Source organism: Pseudomonas sp. 2822-17, from assembly GCF_002742485.1.
In the GTDB taxonomy this organism is placed as follows: domain Bacteria; phylum Pseudomonadota; class Gammaproteobacteria; order Pseudomonadales; family Pseudomonadaceae; genus Aquipseudomonas; species Aquipseudomonas cyclaminis.
Genome location: NZ_LJRZ01000738.1, coordinates 280691 through 298583, shown reverse-complemented (window position 1 = coordinate 298583; position 17893 = coordinate 280691). Strand labels below are relative to the sequence as shown.

18 protein-coding genes are annotated in these 17893 nt (G+C 63.0%); 6 read left to right on the top strand and 12 right to left on the bottom strand.

Annotation, left to right across the window (positions count from 1 at the left end):
* Positions 1-10: 10 nt before the first annotated feature.
* Genes AOA60_RS25435 through AOA60_RS25425 form a run of 3 tightly spaced genes read right to left on the bottom strand, consistent with a single transcriptional unit; the run spans position 11 to position 3713 of the window.
* Positions 11-775 (bottom strand): enoyl-CoA hydratase-related protein, encoded by a 765-nt coding sequence (locus tag AOA60_RS25435; RefSeq protein ID WP_099586671.1) that lies wholly within the window; start codon positions 773-775, stop codon positions 11-13.
* Positions 776-820: 45 nt separating this feature from the next.
* Positions 821-2113, bottom strand: a complete 1293-nt coding sequence (locus AOA60_RS25430; protein ID WP_099586670.1) for a hypothetical protein — start codon at positions 2111-2113, stop codon at positions 821-823.
* Entirely contained in the window at positions 2106-3713 is a 1608-nt protein-coding gene (locus AOA60_RS25425; protein WP_099586669.1) for an amino acid adenylation domain-containing protein, read from the bottom strand. The genes AOA60_RS25430 and AOA60_RS25425 overlap by 8 nt, the downstream gene beginning before the upstream one ends.
* Positions 3714-3910: 197 nt before the next feature.
* On the opposite strand from AOA60_RS25425, the gene AOA60_RS25420 reads away from it, so the two are divergent.
* Together AOA60_RS25420 and AOA60_RS25415 are read left to right on the top strand one after the other, a co-directional pair.
* A complete protein-coding gene (locus tag AOA60_RS25420) occupies positions 3911-4417 on the top strand; it encodes a sigma-70 family RNA polymerase sigma factor (protein WP_099586668.1) in 507 nt (168 codons plus the stop codon).
* Complete coding sequence (locus tag AOA60_RS25415) at positions 4414-5151, top strand: anti-sigma factor (RefSeq protein ID WP_099586667.1); 738 nt, start codon at positions 4414-4416, stop codon at positions 5149-5151. The genes AOA60_RS25420 and AOA60_RS25415 overlap by 4 nt, the downstream gene beginning before the upstream one ends.
* Here the strand turns inward: AOA60_RS25415 and AOA60_RS25410 are convergent.
* The 7 genes from AOA60_RS25410 to AOA60_RS25380 form a co-directional block, all read right to left on the bottom strand.
* Entirely contained in the window at positions 5148-6068 is a 921-nt protein-coding gene (locus tag AOA60_RS25410) for a spore coat U domain-containing protein (RefSeq protein ID WP_099586713.1), read from the bottom strand. The two genes, AOA60_RS25415 and AOA60_RS25410, sit on opposite strands and share 4 nt — an antisense overlap.
* 47 nt (positions 6069-6115) lie before the next feature.
* Positions 6116-8461, bottom strand: coding sequence for a fimbria/pilus outer membrane usher protein (locus AOA60_RS25405; RefSeq protein ID WP_099586666.1), 2346 nt, complete (start codon positions 8459-8461; stop codon positions 6116-6118).
* Positions 8462-8532: 71 nt separating this feature from the next.
* Positions 8533-9321 carry a molecular chaperone gene (locus AOA60_RS25400; protein ID WP_099586665.1) on the bottom strand — a complete coding sequence of 263 codons (789 nt, stop codon included), beginning with the start codon at positions 9319-9321 and terminating at the stop codon, positions 8533-8535.
* Positions 9322-9347: 26 nt separating this feature from the next.
* Positions 9348-9839 (bottom strand): spore coat U domain-containing protein, encoded by a 492-nt coding sequence (locus AOA60_RS25395; protein WP_099586664.1) that lies wholly within the window; start codon positions 9837-9839, stop codon positions 9348-9350.
* A complete protein-coding gene (locus AOA60_RS25390) occupies positions 9839-10381 on the bottom strand; it encodes a spore coat protein U domain-containing protein (protein ID WP_099586663.1) in 543 nt (180 codons plus the stop codon). Before AOA60_RS25390 ends, AOA60_RS25395 begins: the two co-directional genes overlap by 1 nt.
* Before the next feature lie 18 nt (positions 10382-10399).
* Positions 10400-10942, bottom strand: a complete 543-nt coding sequence (locus AOA60_RS25385) for a spore coat U domain-containing protein (protein WP_099586662.1) — start codon at positions 10940-10942, stop codon at positions 10400-10402.
* Positions 10936-11427 carry a spore coat U domain-containing protein gene (locus tag AOA60_RS25380; protein WP_178075421.1) on the bottom strand — a complete coding sequence of 164 codons (492 nt, stop codon included), beginning with the start codon at positions 11425-11427 and terminating at the stop codon, positions 10936-10938. The genes AOA60_RS25385 and AOA60_RS25380 overlap by 7 nt, the downstream gene beginning before the upstream one ends.
* Before the next feature lie 223 nt (positions 11428-11650).
* On the opposite strand from AOA60_RS25380, the gene zapE reads away from it, so the two are divergent.
* Together zapE and AOA60_RS25370 are read left to right on the top strand one after the other, a co-directional pair.
* Positions 11651-12745, top strand: coding sequence for a cell division protein ZapE (zapE, locus tag AOA60_RS25375; RefSeq protein WP_099586660.1), 1095 nt, complete (start codon positions 11651-11653; stop codon positions 12743-12745).
* 39 nt (positions 12746-12784) lie between these two features.
* A complete protein-coding gene (locus tag AOA60_RS25370; RefSeq protein WP_099586712.1) occupies positions 12785-14086 on the top strand; it encodes a protein kinase in 1302 nt (433 codons plus the stop codon).
* Positions 14087-14139: 53 nt separating this feature from the next.
* On the opposite strand, the gene AOA60_RS25365 is transcribed toward AOA60_RS25370, so the two are convergent.
* Positions 14140-14847 carry a YebC/PmpR family DNA-binding transcriptional regulator gene (locus AOA60_RS25365; RefSeq protein ID WP_099586659.1) on the bottom strand — a complete coding sequence of 236 codons (708 nt, stop codon included), beginning with the start codon at positions 14845-14847 and terminating at the stop codon, positions 14140-14142.
* A gap of 99 nt (positions 14848-14946) precedes the next feature.
* Complete coding sequence (locus tag AOA60_RS25360) at positions 14947-15804, bottom strand: LysR substrate-binding domain-containing protein (protein WP_099586658.1); 858 nt, start codon at positions 15802-15804, stop codon at positions 14947-14949.
* Positions 15805-15917: 113 nt separating this feature from the next.
* Between AOA60_RS25360 and AOA60_RS25355 the strand changes: the two genes are divergently transcribed.
* Positions 15918-17045 (top strand): 2-aminoethylphosphonate--pyruvate transaminase, encoded by a 1128-nt coding sequence (locus tag AOA60_RS25355; RefSeq protein ID WP_099586657.1) that lies wholly within the window; start codon positions 15918-15920, stop codon positions 17043-17045.
* On the top strand, positions 17042-17869 hold the full coding sequence (gene phnX, locus AOA60_RS25350; protein WP_099586656.1) for a phosphonoacetaldehyde hydrolase: 828 nt from the start codon (positions 17042-17044) through the stop codon (positions 17867-17869). The genes AOA60_RS25355 and phnX overlap by 4 nt, the downstream gene beginning before the upstream one ends.
* Positions 17870-17893 lie beyond the last annotated feature (24 nt).

The window sequence follows — 17893 nt, the reverse complement described above, 5'->3', positions numbered from 1 at the left end:
GAGCGCCCTTCTACGCCTGGTTAAACAATGCTGGCCGCTTGTCCAGAAACGCCCGCATCCCCTCCTGTTGATCGGCGGTGGCAAACAAGCCGTGAAACAGCCGACGCTCCAGGCGCACACCGTCATGCAAACCAATCTCCAGGGATTGCGCTACCGCCTCCCGCGCCGCGCGGGTGGCTAACCGGGAGTACCCGGCAACCTGCCCGGCGACCGCCAGTGTCTGCTCAAGCAAGGTCGCCGCCGGGTAGATGCGAGACACCATCCCTGCCTGTTCCGCCTCCTGGGCGGACATCGGCCGCCCGGTCAATACCAGGTCCATGGTCTTGGCCTTGCCGATCAAACCCGTCAAACGCTGGGTCGCCCCCATGCCAGGGATTACGCCCAGCTTGATTTCCGGCTGGGCAAAGGTGGCGGTGTCGGCAGCGAAAATCATGTCGCACATCAGCGCCAGCTCACAGCCACCTCCGAACGCGTAGCCAGACACTGCAGCGATCGTCGGCGTGCGCAAACGGGCAAAACCCTCCCAGCCAACAAAATAGTCCTCATTCAGCATGTCCAGGTAGGACTTGCCACTCATCTCCTTGATATCAGCCCCCGCAGCGAAATACGCCGCACTCCCAGTGATCACAAGACACCCGACCTGGGGATCTTGATCCAGGGCAGCCAGGCACGAAACCAGCTCCGTCATCAGTGCCGAACTCAGCGCGTTTTTGACTTCGGGGCGGTTCAACCTGACCAGAACCACCCGCCCATGACGCTCGAACACTACATGCATAAACACCTCCACAGATTGATATCACTCGACTAACAAAGCGCTGTTTCAGGAGTCCCAGATAGCGCCATAGGCCGGTATATCCCTGGCCTCCAGCTCTGCCACCACCCGCTGCGTCAACCCCTGGTTGGCAATACAGATCACCGCTTCCGCCCCAAAGAGCTGCACAGCGCCGTAGGCCAGTTGCACCAGGTCAGGTTTGCCGCGCTCATCGGTGTCCCAGATCACCGCGTCTGGCTGGGCCAGCAGAATTTCTTCGACCAGCGCGTCACCGTAGGTTTTACGCGGGCTACGGGTAGACCAGATCAACCGGATAGGCACCTGCGCGGCGAGCAGATGCGGCATGACCGGCCCGATGCCACTGCCGGTGGCGATGTACACCACAGACTTGAACAGGGTCTCCACATTGGCCACGCCAGCGGTCGTGATGCCCTTTACCCAGACATGCTCAGGCAGGTCCTCGATATACCGCCCAGTCCAATCCCCTGCCCGGGAAATGATCAGGCGAAAACCTGCCTCACCGGGTGCGGGGATATTGGCAAAGGCATGCCACTCCAGCAGCGGATGCCGGCTGATCGCATTGGACGAGCCCGGGAACGGTGTGGTGTGTTTAAAGCGCGTGATGACCGCATGCCCGGAAGGTCGCGTGTGCTCAACAGCGACCTTGCGCAGCCGCAGCCAGGGCAAAGCGATGCTGAGAGTCAGCAGCACCAGCATCCAGAACGCCCCACTGTGCAGCAGGCTCGATGCGTGCTCGACGGATGCCAATAGCGTCAGCCCCCAGAACAACAGCAACGCGCCCCAGCCAGCAAACCGATGAACCCGCTCGAACGCGTTGTGAAACCTGCCACGAATGCCCGGTTGAGCCATGATCACCATCAGCAGCAACAGGCTCAGCAGCGTGCTGCAGACCCACAGCCAGGCAGACGAAACGCTGCCAGGCTCATGCAAATAACGCGTGACCTGCACCCCGAACAGGGCCGCAAACCAACCGGTGGCCGCCAGGGCTGCGCCGCTGTGCAACCCACCGATGTGGTACACCTTGGCCGCGCTGCGCCGCACGCGCAGCGGCCATGAGCGCGGAATCCGCGTCGCCAGCCAGAACAGCGCATTTATGACGTATTGCTGGCGAATCAAGATGACAACCGAAAGATTGACCAACACCATGTCCGACAGCACCTGAACCGTTATGCCTTGCAGGTTCAACCACACATAGGCCGCGTTTCCCATCAATACCAGGGCCACCAGGCGGTTGTAATAAGAGAATAACGGCAACGCAGACCAGCGGCGCCAAAGCGACAGTTTGGGCGGTACAACGGTGTGGGTCAGCGCATCAATCATGGCAGGCCTCCGCTTGCGAGAGCGCCAGCAACGCCTCACACCGTTTCCGGGCTCGCTGCAGCAATAGCGCCTTGTCGATCTTGCCCCTGGCGGTCAGTGGAAAATGCTCCACGGCGAAAATCAGCAACGGCACGCAGTAGTAAGCCAGGCGCTGCTCGCATTGGATGCGGCAGGCGTCAATGTCGGCGCTGGCCGGCGAAACAAACGCCACCAGGCTGCGGTCGTCGAGCTTCAGCGCGACCGCCCGCGCACAACCGTCGGCGGCTTCCAAGGCTGCAGACACGGCGTCCAGTTCCACCCGAAAACCGCGAATTTTCACTTGGTCATCCACTCGCCCCAAATGTTCGAGTTGCCCGTCGGCCGTCCAGCGCCCCAGGTCCCGCGTGCGAAACATCATGGCATCGCCGCCAAGGAAGGGGTCCGGGTGGTAACGCTCCAAGGTCAACGCCGGGTTATTGAGATAACCAGCCGTCACCCCCGCGCCGCCGGCCCACATTTCACCCATTTCGCCCAGCTCACAGGCACGTCCCTGTTCGTCAAGCACATACACGGTGTTATTGGCGGTCGGCTGGCCGATGGTCAATAACGCGCCCGGTACATGCCGGTGCAGCGTATTGATGATGGTGGTTTCAGTCGGGCCGCAGCCGTTGTAGAACGTGCAGTGTGCAGCCCACTGTTCGGCAAGCGCATGGGAACAGGGCTCTCCGGCCACGGCGACCACATCGAGTTCGGGACACTGCCTGGGATCCAGCGTAGAGAGTATCGAGGGCGTCGCGATCAACACATGGCACTGTGCAGCCGTCTGGGCGATGTCCTTGCCACGAATCAGCAGAGTCGCCCCTTGGGCCAGGCAGCCGAGAATCTCCCAGGCGGCCATATCAAAACCGATATTGAGGATCTGCCCGACATTGCGGCCTGGCGCCATGCCCATGCGCCCCGGCGATGTCAGCAAGATATTGCAGACGTTGCGATGCGTGACACACACGCCGTTGGGACGCCCTGTCGTGCCGGAAGTAAACAACACGAAACACAGGTCTTCAGGGGCGGCAGCGGCAAATACCCGGTCATTGTTCTCTGCGACCTGGGGTTCTTCGGCAAGGAACACGTCCAGGCACAGACAGCGATGGACCGCCTCTTGCGGAATGCCATCCAGCAGGTGCGACAAAGTGAGAATCACGGGGCTGCTCAATGAATCGAGGATCATCGCCAACTGCAGGGTCGGAACGATTCTGGCGTCCTGCGGCACGTACGCGGCCCCCACCTTCAATACCGCCAACAACCCCACCAGCATCGGAATCGACCGCTCGACAAACAACGCCACCGTGTCACCGCGTTTCACACCCTGCTCAATCAAGCGCACGGCTAACCGATTGGCTTGTCGGTTGAGCTGTTCATAGCTGATGCGCTGGCCTGCGCACACCGCCGCCGTGGCTTGCGGCACCAGCGCCGATTGCACCTCAATGGCGTGGTGCACACAGCCATACGCAACCTGGGTTGACGGGCCGCTTCCCCATTGCTTAAACAACACCTGCTGAAAGGCCGGCAAATGCGCGAGCGCGGGAGGGGGGAGAAACGGCTTATCGATCGGTGAAAACGTCATGGACACACCCTCGTAGGTTCACTGCCAAAACAGTTCTGGCAGTACAGGTGTCGATTGAGGGGCGAACACGAGATTACAGGCTCACAAACTATGCAGAATCTTCTTACCAGCACCTGTCAGGTTTCTTTTCTCCAAGAGTGGAATAACCTACAGGAGCAAGCGTCTACCTCAGCACACCCTGCCAGACTTGAATGCCAATGCATGAACTCGACGAACCGTTACGTGAACTCATCCCCAGGCTGCGGCGCTTTGCCGTGTCCCTGACCCGTAACGCCAGCAGCGCCGACGACCTGGTGCAGGCCACCCTGGAGCGGGCCATCAACCGTTGGGCCGACAAGCGCATCGAGGGCGACCTGCGCGCGTGGCTGTTCTCGATCCTCTACCGGCAGTTCCTCGACGCCCACCGCCGCACCCGCCGCTATGCACGCATGCTGGAATTTTTTACCGGCCGCGACGATGCACAGCCATCGGTGGAGCGTACGGTGATCGCCCAGTCGACCCTGCAAGCCTTCGATCAGCTCAACACCGAACAGCGCGCCCTGCTGTTATGGGTGTCGGTAGAAGGCTTGAGCTACAAGGAAGTCGCCGACATCCTCGACGTGCCCATGGGCACCGTGATGTCGCGCTTGTCCCGCGCACGCCAAGCCTTGCGCCAACTCAGCGATGGCGAAATTGCCAGCCCTTCCCTGCGGATACTCAAATGATCAGCCTGCCCCCCAGCGAACGCGACCTGCATGCCTACGTCGATCACCAACTCCTGGAGAGCGATCGCCGTGTACTCGACACCTATCTGGCCGCTCACCCCGAGGTCGCGGCCCAGGTGCAGGCCTGGCAGCACGACGCGCAATTGCTGCGCGCGTCACTCAGCGGCGCCTTGCAACAGCCGGCCAACCCGGCGCTGGACCCGGCGCTGATCCGCCAGCGCATCAAGCAGCAATCGCGCCGTCACTTCGCCACGGCGGCGGTATTGCTGATTGCCGTGAGCCTTGGCGGCCTCGGCGGCTGGCACGCCCGCGAAGCCACGCAAACGTCGATGTTGCCGATGGCCGACGCGATGCAAGCGTTCCGTCTGTTTGCCCAGGAAGGCATCATGCCCGCCGACTACAACGGCCAGGACAGTGGCACCATGCAGGCCTGGCTCGACCGCTACTTCAACCAGGCCCATCGCCTGCCGGACTTGAGCCAGTCAGGTTTCAAGCCGGTCAGCGGCCGGTTGCTCACCACCGAGCAAGGCGCCGCCGCCATGGTGCTGTACGAAGACCCGCACGGTCGGCGCATCAGTTTCTACATTCGCCCACCGGGCCCGAACAACGGTTTCCTGCCCCGTGGCCAGCGCTCGGCGGATGGGTTGCAGGCGCAATACTGGTCTGGCGGCGGCTACAACTATGCGGTGGTCAGCCCCACGGATCAGCCGCCGCCGTCCATGCAGCCGTTCTAGAACCCCACGTCCAGCACCACGTTGTCGAGGTAGGTACCGGCGGGTGGCGTGGTCTGGTCGGTGTAGATTCTGGCGTTGTAGTTGAATACCTGGCTGCCGGTGCCCAAGCCATTACCGGGGTTGACCTCGGCCGTTGAGCTGGCCCGCCGCGCCGCGCCGACACTGCCCCAGCGGGTGGTGCCGGCGCTTTTGAAAATGTCGTAGGCCAGGTAGTTGCTGCCCGAGATCATGCGGCGCCGCCCGCCCACACTCAGCGGGTTCTGGCCATCGCTCAGGCCCACGGTGTAGGCGCTGCCTTTGGTGCAGGCGATATTGATAGTCTGCCCCGTTACGGCCGTGAACCCACTGACCACCGGGGCGCTGCCAAAGCTGATATTGGGCGCGGTGATCTGGCAGTCGTTGGTGACGGTCATGCTGACTGTCAGGGTCGCGACGGCATTGCCGATATCACGCCCCAGGCAGATCCCGCCAACGCCGATGCCCGAGCAATAGTTCCAGTTCCAGGCAATGTTCAACGTCTCGGTATACAGGCCCGCCGCCACGTTGCTGCCGGTGATGCTGCTCAGGTACAGCGGCACGGTTTTCGCCCCGGGCCCCGCGATCAACCCCAACACCTGGGCAATCCCCCCGGCGCCACCAAAATCGAACTGCGTGCCCCGGGTGATCGGATAGCTGCTGCTGTTGTTGCCGTAGATTGTGTAGCCGATCACGTCACCGGTCGGCCCGACCATGCCGCTCTGGGTCGAGGTGATGGTGGCGTAGAAGTGGTCCGACGGCACCAGCAGCGAAATCAGCGCCGATGTGCAGCGCAACCCGGCGTTGGTGGTCGAACTGGTTTGCGCGGCCGTGCGCACCGTCATCGAACTGATCGAGCCGAAACTGGCCGGCGCGCTGGTGACCACCGAGCACGCCGCCATCGCCGGGCCTGACAGCAGCAGCCCGAGCAGCAGGCATGCCTTGCCCCTCACTGGCACACCAACGGCCCGACCAGCGGCACGCCTTGTTGTTGCTCGTCCACATCGAAGGTCGCCTGGCAGGTACGTCCTGGCCCCAGCGTCACCTGCAAGGTGTTATGGGCCGACAGGTTTTCCAGGTACACCAAACCATCCCAGCCCACCACCGCCTGCTGGCCGCTTTGCTCATGCACCACCAGGCTGCCCAGGGGCAATTCCTGGTGCTGGCTGTCCACCAGCGTGACGCTCGCCGCCAGCACGCGGCGCAGCGGGAATTCCAGCAGATAACCCGCGCCACGGCGCACCGAGACCCGTTGTTCCACGTTGGGGCTCTGCACATTGAGCGGCAGGTTCAGTGGGTCGATTTCATACTTGCCCCGGTAATACGCACTGCTCCAGGGCACCAGCAAATGCCCGTTGCGGTCGGTCTCGCCCACCAGTTGGTTCTCGTAACGCACCGGAATCCCGGCAAAGCCCTGCGTACTCACCACCACAAACGCATCATTGATGCGGTTGGCGGCAAAGGTGTCGCCGCCCATCCACACCAACGAACCGCTGGCATCCGCCCAGCGCGTCTCGGCATCGCTGCTGCCATACACGCCGGCCTGCAGTTGCACCGACTGCAAGCGCCAGGTCAAGTCAACCTGTCGATAGCTGGGTGCGTCGCCCTGGGCATAGCCCAGGTTATAGCCGAACCCACCTTGGCTGGGCACGGCGCTGCTGTAGTTGACCCGCTGGCGGCCAGTGCCGTCCTTACCACGCTCGGTGCTCAGCGCAAGGCTGCCGTTGAGGTCGAACGGGATGACCAGTTGCGCCTGCATGGCCCAGTTGCTGTCGCCGATCTCGCGGTTGGCCGACAGGTAGAAGCTGGTGTTGCGCCACAACGGTTTGCTCCAGCTCAGGTTGAGCAGCCGCGTGCGCGAGTCGTCTGCGGCCTGCACGTCGAAATAGCCCAGGCCCAGGCTGCCGAAACGCTCAAGATTAAGGCTCAAGGTCACCTGTTCACTGCGCTTGCTCAAACTCGCATAGGGCGTGTCGACCAGCGTCAGGTCGGCGTAGTCGGCGCGCCGTTCGACCCGTTGATAGGACAGGCTGTAATGGCTGCTGTTGTACTGATAACCCAGGCTCAGTTGCTGGCCGTTGCGGCCTTCGAACTGGCTCTGGCTCAGGGCCGTGTTGAGCACGCCGAAGTGGCCCAGTCGCACGTTGCCGCCCAGCCCGCCGAGGGTCAGGTCACTGGACGCTTCGGCGTGGCTTTCCAGGGTCAGGTTGTCGGAATAGCCGTAACGCAACGTCGCGCTGGTCACTCCTGGCCCATAGGAAAAATCCCGCACGGTGTAGTCGCGGCGCAACGTCCCGGCCGCCACCGAAAAATCCGTCAAGCCTTGTTGCAGCAACGTGCTGGTGACGTAGAACGGCACCGTGGTCGACACCTGGCGACCCAGGGCATCGGTGGTCACCACCACCGCTTCACCCGCGCCGTTGATAAATGGGACGTTGGTCAGGGTGTAAGGGCCAGGTTGCAGCAGCGCGCTTTCGGATTTGTAGCCGTTGATGAACAAATCCACCGACGACGGCACCGCCGCCTCACCGGCAAATTGCGGCAAGGGATAAGTGACCAGGTCGGGGCGCACCGCAAAGTCGCGCGAAAACTGCACCCCGCCCAAGCGCACCGAGCTGCTCCAGGGCAGCGAACCGCTGATTACATCGCCCGCTTCGTAGGTGAGCATCCGTTCATCATCAGAGAAACGCCAGGTGGTGTCGTAACGCCGGTAGCCATTGTTGAGCGTACTGTCGTTGATACCGTCGGCCAGGGTCTGGCGGACCTGCCCGGTGTTGGACAACGTGCCCCAGTTGTCGAACAGCCGCACTTCGTTCCAGGCCGCGAGGTAGCTGCCGCCTTCATCGGTGTCGTTGAAATACAGATCGTAGTTGAGCAAGGCGCCAAAGCTGCTCATGGCCTGGGTGCGCGGATAGGTGTTGCGGTTGCCGATGAACTGCTCCTGCAGCCACGACGGCGGTACGTCGATCAGCAGGCGCTGGCCGTTGCTGTCGTAATCGCTGTGCAGACCGGGGATTGCGTCCAGCGCCACGCTGCCGCTGAGTTCACCGGGCAGCTTCATGCCCACGTCCTGCAGCGCCCCCGCCGGCACATATAGCTGCCCGGCGCGCTGGTCGACGGCAATGACGCGGCCGGTATCCATCTGGTTGACCACCAACTCCAGAAACAGCTGTGCATCGGCGACAGCCTCCATACTGCTCGGCGGCGGCGGCAGGTCGCCCGCCACTGCCGCGCCCCACAGCCCGCTGACCACCACCGACAGCCATAGATGACGAGCCCGACCACGACTCACCATGGCGTTGTGTCCTTCAATGGACATCTCCATCCGCTTAACACCCGGAGCTTCCCAGCCCCGCTACACCACCCTCAACGCTTCGGCGCAAGGGTCTCCAACTGCGCTGCACCGTTGACGCGAACCTGCAACGGCTGATCAGCCGACACCGCATCCGGAACCGGCCAGCGCATGGTCGCGCCGGGCAGCACATACCCCAATAAACCCTCCACCAGCGGCCGGGGCTGCCCGCTCTGTTTGAACGACGCATCGGTCAGCCGCGCATGCACCGCGCCCTGGTTTCGCACCTCGATGTAGTTGCGCCCCGCCACCGTGACCTTGTGCCAACTCAGGTCCGGCTTGCCCGCGCCTGCCGGATCGCGCTGACGCGTGGCGTCCTCTTTGCTCCACAGCCCCGCGCCGTAGGCGAACAACGGCACCGAGTAGCGCATCTGGAAGCGAATGGCGGCGGCCGTGTTCTTGCCTTCCGGCGGCGTGGGCACCTGCAACGGCGAGGGGATTTCATCAATGATGATGCGATAGGCCAGCTCCTGGCCCGGCGGCACTTCACGCGTGCGGGTCAGGCGCACCAGTTGCTTCTGCCCCGGCTCGATCCTGGCCACCGGCGGGCTGCCGATCACATCGCGCTGGTTCTGGTACTGCTCGTCGAAGCCGCTCTGGCTCCAGGCAAATACGCGAATCTGCAGGCTCGCGGTTTCCGTGCCGCGGTTCTCCAGCCACAGCGCGCTGGCCTGTTGATCCGCTTCCAGCACCGGGTCGATGGGCCAGATCAGCACCGAGCTGGCGGCCTGCGCCAACCCCGCCATGCACAACGCCCCCAGGGCCGTGCCCACGGCCCACAGCCGCCGGGAAGGTGAACGCATAAAACCACTCCTTATACCGATAAGCCCTACCACGTCAGTTGCACCTGCAACGTGTCGCTGTACGTCCCCCCAGGCTGATTGCCCGGTAATACCACCCGCCCATAGATCGGCAGGCTGATGGTGTTTGCATCGCTGTACGTCACGCTGACGCTTTGACTGACCCCCAGGCTCTGGCTGAACGCCGCGTCCCGAAACAGCTGGTACGCCACCCGCGCACTGCCGCTGTTGAGCTGCAAGTTGCGCCCGCTGCTGTTATGCAGGCCGCCGTCGACGCTCATGCTCAACGCCACCCCCGGCGTGCATTGCAGGGTCACACCGCCGGTCAGCGCGGCAGTCACGGTGCTGGTGGCCAGGGCCGAGTAACTGCCGTAATTCAGTGCGCCGTAATTGGCGCTGCCGCCAACGATCAAACAGCCCGGCGTAATCGTCGCGCTCACCTGAAAGCTCTGGCTGGTCACCGCCGACAACGGCAGCGGCACCGCCAGCCCACAGGCCAGCAAGGCGCAAAGCCAGCGCATCAGAACGTCAGTTCAACAGCCACGGTGTCCGAGTACGTGCCCGCCGGCAGCCCGGCCTTGCCCACCGCCCGCCCATAGAGGTTCACGGTTTGCGCCACGCCGGTGCTGGTGGCGAGGGTGATCACGCCGTCAATCGCCAGCAGCGCCGAGTGGCCGCTGTCGGTGTAGAAGTCGTACGGCACGAAGTTGCCCGCGCCGTCGGCCAGCGCACGGGTGCCCCCGTCAGACGCACCATCATTCGCACCGGCACGCACCTTCACCGCTGGCGTGGTGCCGCTGGAACACAGGATCGACAGCGCGCCCCCGGTGCCGGTGCCGCCGAGCAATTGGGCGTCGGCATTGGTGAAAAGGCTGTTGGTGGTACCGAAGTTCAGGCTACCGAAGTTCAGGCCGGTGGCCGCTCCGGAACCGTTGACCTGGCAACTGGCAATCAGTGTCAGGCTGGAGGTGATCTGGCCGGTCACCGTGGTGGCCGCATTCAGGCTGGAGGCCATCGCCAGACCCAGTGCGCAAACGCCGAGTCGAGATACACGTGCATGCATGATCGTCATCCTTTTGATTTACCAGTCCAATGTCACCGTCAAAGTGTCGGTATAGGTTCCTGCCGGGAGGGCCGTGGTATTGGCCACCACGGCGCCCCACACCGGGATGGTCATTTGCGTGCCGTTGGTGGCTACAAAACTGCGTTGCTGGCCGATGGTGTAAGGGATGCGCCCCAGCGGGTCGGCCATCAGTTGATAAGGGATGGTCTGGCGGCCGTTGCTCAGGCGCCGGGTGGTGCCGACGGCATTGGTGCCGCCGTCGATGGTTACGGTGAAACTGGCGACCGTCGGGTTGCACGAGACGGTCAGCGGCGCATTACTGCCGTCCGAAACACCCGCCGCCAAGGGATTGCTCCACGTCGGCCCCTGGCTGCCGAAGTCCAGCATGGCCGTGCCGCCCGTCGGGCTGACCGGGGCGATTTCGTTACCCTTGCTCACTTCGCAACTCGCGGTGATCACCATGCGCGCCTGGATAAACCCGCTGGCCACCGCCGCGCGGGCATCTTCGGCCAGCAGCAACAAGCCACCCATGGCCACCAGGGTCCAGCCCCGGCTCACCATGTGACCGTGACCTTGAGCAGGTCGGTGTAACGACCGACCGCGGGGATGTCTTTTAGCGGTTCGATCCGGCCATACAGCGGCAGGTCGACGGAACCGGAGTCCGGCACACGGCCGCTCAGCGGCACATTCACCGGCAAGGGGATGAGCCGCGCGGCGTCGGCATAAATGCGATAAGGAATGGGCCTGCCGGAGGGGATGCCCGTGCTCAGGTAACGCACTTCGCCGGTGCCGCCGTTCAGGCCGCCATCGACGCGCATCTGGTACGGGGTGTCGGGGTTGCATTCCAGGCGCGGCTGGCGCTGGCTGATCAGCGCCGCACTCAAGGGCCCGGCCGGGTCATCCAGACGCGGGCCGCTGCCGAAGTCCAATACGCCTAGTTGCTCGATGCCAGCGCTGCGGGTGGTGCCCACCAACTGGCAGCCGCGCTGCACGTCGATGCGCACCATCACTTGCAGTTGCGCTGCGTAAACCGTGCTGCAGAGCATTGCGCCCATCACTGTCAATACTGCTCGTCCCTTCACTGCCCCAAATCCTTATACAGGGGTGACTGCTGTGTAGAAGGGTAGTCACTGAGGAAGAATCTGCCAGTCTGGACAGGATTTCCTGCATTCCATGCCTTTTCGAGATGGCTGGCCGCGCCCTTGTGCATTGGTCAAATCGCGGCGAGCGCCCTAAAGTAAGCGACTTCGACACACAGAGTGACTTCCATTGGCCGTGCTTGCCTTGATCCGTCGTTTGCTCGGTAAACCCACCGATGGCCACGACGACTCGCCCATCCAGACGTTCTTTGACACCAAAGCCCGGCAACAGGGCTACACCCTCAGCGCCGGCCAGGCCCAGGCAATCGCCGCCATGGCCCGCGCAACCCGGCACCTGCTCGCCGGCCAACCCACCCGCAGCCTGTACCTGCACGGTCCGGTAGGTCGCGGCAAAAGCTGGCTGCTGGACGGCTTCTTCCAGGCGCTGCCCATAACCGAGAAGCAGCGCGTGCACTTTCATGAATTCTTCGCCCGGTTGCACCGAGGCATGTTCACCCACCAGCAGGCCGACGATGCGCTGGGCGTGACCCTGGATGAACTGCTCGATGGCTGTCGCGTGCTGTGTTTCGACGAGTTCCATGTGCACGATATCGGCGATGCGATGCTCATCACGCGGCTGTTCAAGGCGCTGTTCCAAAGGGGCGTGCTGGTGCTGGTCACCTCCAACTATGCGCCCGAAGGGCTGTTGCCCAACCCGCTGTACCACGAACGGTTCAAGCCGGTGATCGACTTGATCGCCACACGCATGGAAGTGCTGGAAGTCAGCTCGCCCCGAGATTTTCGCAGCCTGCCCCAGGCCCATGCCGTGCAGCGTTTTACCACCGGTCGGTACGTGTGGCCGGGCACATCGGCCCAGCGGGCGGCGCTCGGCCTGCCTGCCACCGATGGCCCGGCGCAGCACCTGACAGTGGGCAACCGACAACTCATCTGCCGCCAGCATGACGCCCGCACCATCGCCTTCACTTTCAGCGACCTCTGTGAACAACTGACCGCCGTGATGGACTACCTGCTGCTGTGCGAGGATTTCGATCACTGGATCATCGACGGCCTGCCGCACCTGGCCGAGTGCCCGATCGCCGTGCAGCAACGGTTTATCAACCTGGTGGACGTGCTCTACGACAAGGACAAGCACCTGATCCTGATCGGCGAACACACGCTGGAGCAGGCGATGAGCGGCCAGGCCATCGACCTGGCGCGCACCGCCAGCCGCCTGAACCAACTGCAACAAGCCAGCCCGCAACCCATCCACGACCCGGTATCATGAGCGCCATTCACGCCCCTTTACCGAGTGACCGCGCCGTTTATGAATACCCTCGCCCAACTCAAGGCCGGCCAGTTGGCCGGCATTACGCGCCTGGACCTGTCCTGCGGGCTCACCGAATTCCCTGAAGAAATCTTCGGGCTGGCCGACTCCCTGGAAGTTCTCAACCTCAGCGGTAACGCCCTGAGCCGCCTACCCGACGACCTCCACCGCCTGCCACACCTACGTGTGCTGTTCTGCTCGGACAACGCCTTTACCGAACTGCCGGAATGCCTGGGCCAATGCGCAAAGTTGAGCATGATCGGCTTCAAGGCCAACCAGATCAGCCACGTGCCTGCCGCCGCTCTGCCGCCGTTGCTGCGCTGGCTGATCCTCACCGACAACCGCATCAGCCGATTGCCTGACGCATTGGGCGAGCGTCCACTGCTGCAAAAACTGATGCTGGCCGGCAACCAGCTCGCGGCCCTGCCGGAAAGCCTGGCCAATTGTCACAACCTCGAATTGCTTCGCATCGCGTCCAACTGCCTGACCCACCTGCCGCAATGGTTGTTAGCCCTGCCAAGCCTGACCTGGCTGGCCTATGCCGGTAACCCCGTGGAAATGGCCGTGGAGGTGACGGCAGACGTCGCAACACCGGCTATTGCGTGGACAGACCTGGAATTGGGCGAAGTGCTGGGCGAAGGCGCCTCGGGGGTGATCCGCAAGGCCCTGTGGAAAGCACAAGCCAAGCCGATTGCCGTCAAACTCTACAAAGGCACCATCACCAGCGACGGCTCGCCGCTGCACGAAATGCAGGCCTGCATTGCCGCCGGCCTGCACCCCAACCTGATCAAGATCGAGGGCCGCGTGGTCGACCACCCGGACGACCAGGCCGCCCTGGTGATGGACCTGATCGACCCCAGCTACCGCAACCTCGCCGCCCTGCCGAGCCTGGCGTCGTGCACCCGCGACATCTACGCACCAACCGCTCGTTTCAGTGCCGATGTGGCCTTGCGCATGGCACGGGGCATCGCCTCGGTGGCGGCACATTTACACCGGCACGGCATCACCCATGGCGACTTGTACGGCCACAATATTCTGTGGAATGACGCAGGGGATTGTCTGCTCGGGGATTTTGGCGCGGCGTCGTTCCATGCCAAGGCCGATACCTTGGAGACACGGGCGTTGCAGCGAATTGAAGTGCGGGCGTTCGGGGTGTTGCTGGGAGAGTTGTTGGAGCGGGTTGAGGGTGGGGCAAGCGGTGAACTGTTGGAACTGCAAAGAAGATGCTGTCAGCCGGATGTGTTGGCGCGACCGAACTTCGAAGAAATCGAGGCCTTGCTGACAGCCAGCCAGCACCCCTGAACATTGCGGGAGGGGGTTTGCCCCCTCCCACAGTTGTCCAGCGATAAGTCCAATCAGCCAGCCAGGCCGACGAACATATCCTGCACGTCATCATGGTTGTCCAGGCCTTCCAGGAACGCCTCGACCTCAGCCATCTGCTCATCGCTCAACCCGCTCACCGGGTTTTTCGCGATGTAGCCCAGCTTGGCCGACAGCACGGTGAAACCCTGCTCCGGCAAGGCTTTCTGTACCGCGTCCAGGTCGGTGGTTTCGGTGATGAACAGGGTGGTGCCCTCTTCTTCGCCGTCTTCAAAGTCCTGGGCACCGGCTTCAATCGCGGCCATTTCCGGATCGGCGTCCGGGGTATCCGGGGAGGCTTCGATCAGGCCGACATGGTTGAAGTCCCAGGCGACCGAGCCCGAAGCACCCAGTTGGCCCTTGCGGAACGCCACGCGGATTTCCGCCACGGTGCGGTTGATGTTGTCGGTCACGCACTCGACGATCAACGGCACCTGGTGCGGGGCAAACCCCTCGTAGGTCACGCGGTGGTATTGCACGGTTTCACCGAGCAGACCGGCGCCCTTCTTGATCGCGCGGTCCAGGGTTTCCTTGGGCATCGAGGCCTTCTTGGCCTGCTCCACCACCAGACGCAAGTGAGCGTTGGTCGCGGTGTCGGCGCCGTTGCGGGCGGCGATGGTGATTTCTTTCACCAGCTTGCCGAAGATCTTGCCCTTGGCATTGGATGCCGCTTCTTTATGTTTGACTTTCCACTGTGCGCCCATGACTCACTCTCTGATATCCATAGCGCCGAGACGTCTACTGGCCGGCGCTTTGGGGGCAGAGTTTATAGCGCGAGAACGCATCGTTCCACCAAAAAACCCTCAGGGCGCCAACTCGAAAAACGCCTGAATCAAACGCAACGACCGGCGTCGTTCCATGCAGCCGAGCATGTGCCGGTTCAGCAGCCCGTCGCCCTGGATCGGCACCGCGCGCACCCGCGGGTCCTGGCTGACCTCCATCGACGACACCACGCCCACACCCAACTCGGCGGCGACGGCCTCGGTTACTGCCTCGCGGCTGTCCAGTTCCAGTAACACCTTAGGCTGAACCTCGGCAGCCAGGCACGCATCGTCGAAGGTACGACGGGTGATGGAGTTGGGCTCGCGCAGCACCATGATCACTTCGTGCAATTGCTTGAGCGCAATGCCCTCGGCCTGCGTCGCCCACGGATGCCCAGCCGGCACCAACGCGCAAATGCGTGACTCGCTCAAAGGTTGCAAATGCAGACCATTGCGCGGTTCCACTTCAGTCAGCACCGCCACATCCGCATGCTCGGACAGCAAGGCCGCGAGGGTTTCCTGGGCATTGCCCAGGCGCAGGTTGACCGTGATGCCGGGGTAGCGCGCACGCAGGCTGGCGATCATCGGCATGACCAGGTGCGGACCGTCCGCCGCCACTTCCAGGCGGCCGGTGAGCAATTGCCGATTGGCCTCCAACAGCGCCTGCGCTTCGTCCACCAGGCCGAAGATCGCCCGGGTGATCGCCGCCAGGCGTGCGCCCTCCTCGGTCAATTCCACCCGCCGTGCCGTACGGCGCAACAGGGGAATCTGGTAGTACTCCTCCAGCGCCTTGATATGCCCGGTCACCGCCGGCTGGCTGATAAACAGCCGCGCCGCAGCTCGGGTAAAGCTGCCTTCGCGGGCTACCGCATCGAATGCGCGCAATTGAAACAGGTTCATGGTTATCGGCCTCACTGATAGCTCGCATAACAACAAACAATTTGATTGATAACAAGCCAAACTGCAATTTAGGCCCCGTAGCTTCACACCCCGATGCCTTGCGAGAACTTGCGATGAACACTGCCGCGCCGATCCTGCTGACCCCTGGCCCCCTGACCACATCCAGCCGCACCCGTCAGGCAATGCTGGTGGACTGGGGTTCATGGGATGACCGTTTCAACCAACTCACCGCCAGCGTCTGCACGCGACTGCTGGCAGTCCTCAACGGCGCGGACAGCCATCACTGCGTGCCTTTGCAAGGCAGCGGCACCTTTGCCGTCGAAGCGGCCATCGGCACCCTGGTTCCACGCAACGGCAAGGTACTGGTGCTGATCAACGGCGCCTACGGCAAGCGCCTGGCGAAGATCTGCGAAGTGCTGGGCCGCGACTTCAGCACCTTTGAAACCGCTGAAGATGAGCCCACCACTGCCGCCGACGTGGACCGTTTGCTCCAAGCCGACAAGGGCATCACCCACGTCGCCTTGATCCACTGCGAAACCAGCACGGGCATTCTCAATCCGTTACCGGAAATCGCCCAGGTCGTCAAAAACCACGGCAAACGCCTGATCATCGACGCCATGAGTTCCTTCGGCGCATTGCCCATTGATGCTCGCGACGTGCCGTTCGAAGCCTTGATCGCCGCCTCGGGCAAATGCCTGGAAGGCGTGCCCGGCATGGGTTTTGTCTTCGCCGAGAAGCAGGCACTGGCCGCCGCCCAAGGCAACTGCCATTCCCTGGCGATGGACCTGTTCGACCAGCACAGCTACAGGGTCAAGACCGGCCAATGGCGCTTCACCCCACCGACCCACGTGGTCGCCGCCCTGCACGAGGCGCTGCTGCAATATCAGGAAGAAGGCGGCCTGCCTGTTCGAAACCAACGCTACACCGACAACTGCCAGGCGCTGCTGGACGGCATGGCCAAGCTCGGTCTGCGCAGCTTCCTGCCGGCTGCCATCCAGGCGCCGATCATCGTCACCTTCCACGCCCCGCAAGACCCGCACTACCAGTTCAAGGACTTCTACGAACGGGTCAAGGCCAAGGGCTTCATCTTGTACCCCGGCAAATTGACCCAGGTGGAGACCTTCCGCGTCGGCTGCATCGGTCACGTCGACGCCGCCGACATGGGCGCCGCCGTCAGTGCAATCGCTGAGGCTTTGCAGGCCATGGGCATCACCCTTACATCCATTGGAGCGCCCGCATGAACTATCAAAACCCCAACACCCTCCAGGCCGTGATCCTCGATTGGGCCGGCACCGTGGTCGACTTCGGCTCCTTCGCGCCAACCCAGATTTTTGTCGAGGCCTTTGCCGAGTTCGACGTGCAAGTCTCTATCGAAGAGGCCCGCGGCCCGATGGGCATGGGCAAGTGGGACCACATCCGCACCCTCTGCGACCAGCCGCAAGTTGCCGAGCGTTACCGCAAGGCGTTCGGCCGTACGCCCACTGACGACGACGTCACCGCCATCTACCAACGCTTCATGCCGTTGCAGATCGAGAAGATCGCCGAACACTCGGCGCTGATTCCTGGCGCCCTCGACACCCTTGCGCAACTGCGCAAGCAAGGCATCAGGATCGGCTCCTGCTCCGGCTATCCCAAGCAGGTAATGGACAAGGTCGTCGCCCTGGCTGCCACCAATGGCTACGTCGCCGACCATGTCGTCGCCACCGACGAAGTGCCCAACGGCCGCCCTTGGCCAGCCCAGGCCCTGGCCAACGTGATTGCACTGGGGATTGACGATGTAGCAGCGTGCGTGAAGGTCGACGACACCGTGCCCGGCATCCTTGAAGGGCGTCGCGCCGGGATGTGGACCGTCGCGCTGACCTGCTCCGGCAACGCCCTGGGCCTGACCCATGAACAGTTCCAAGCCCTGGATGCCACCACCCTGGCCAGCGAACGCACGCGCATCGAAGCGATGTTCGAAGGCTCGCGCCCGCATTACCTGATCGACACCATCACCGACCTGCCGGCAGTGATCGCCGATATCAACCAGCGCCTGGCACGCGGTGAAATGCCGCAAAGCCACTGATAGAGGTCAACACAACGGCATTCG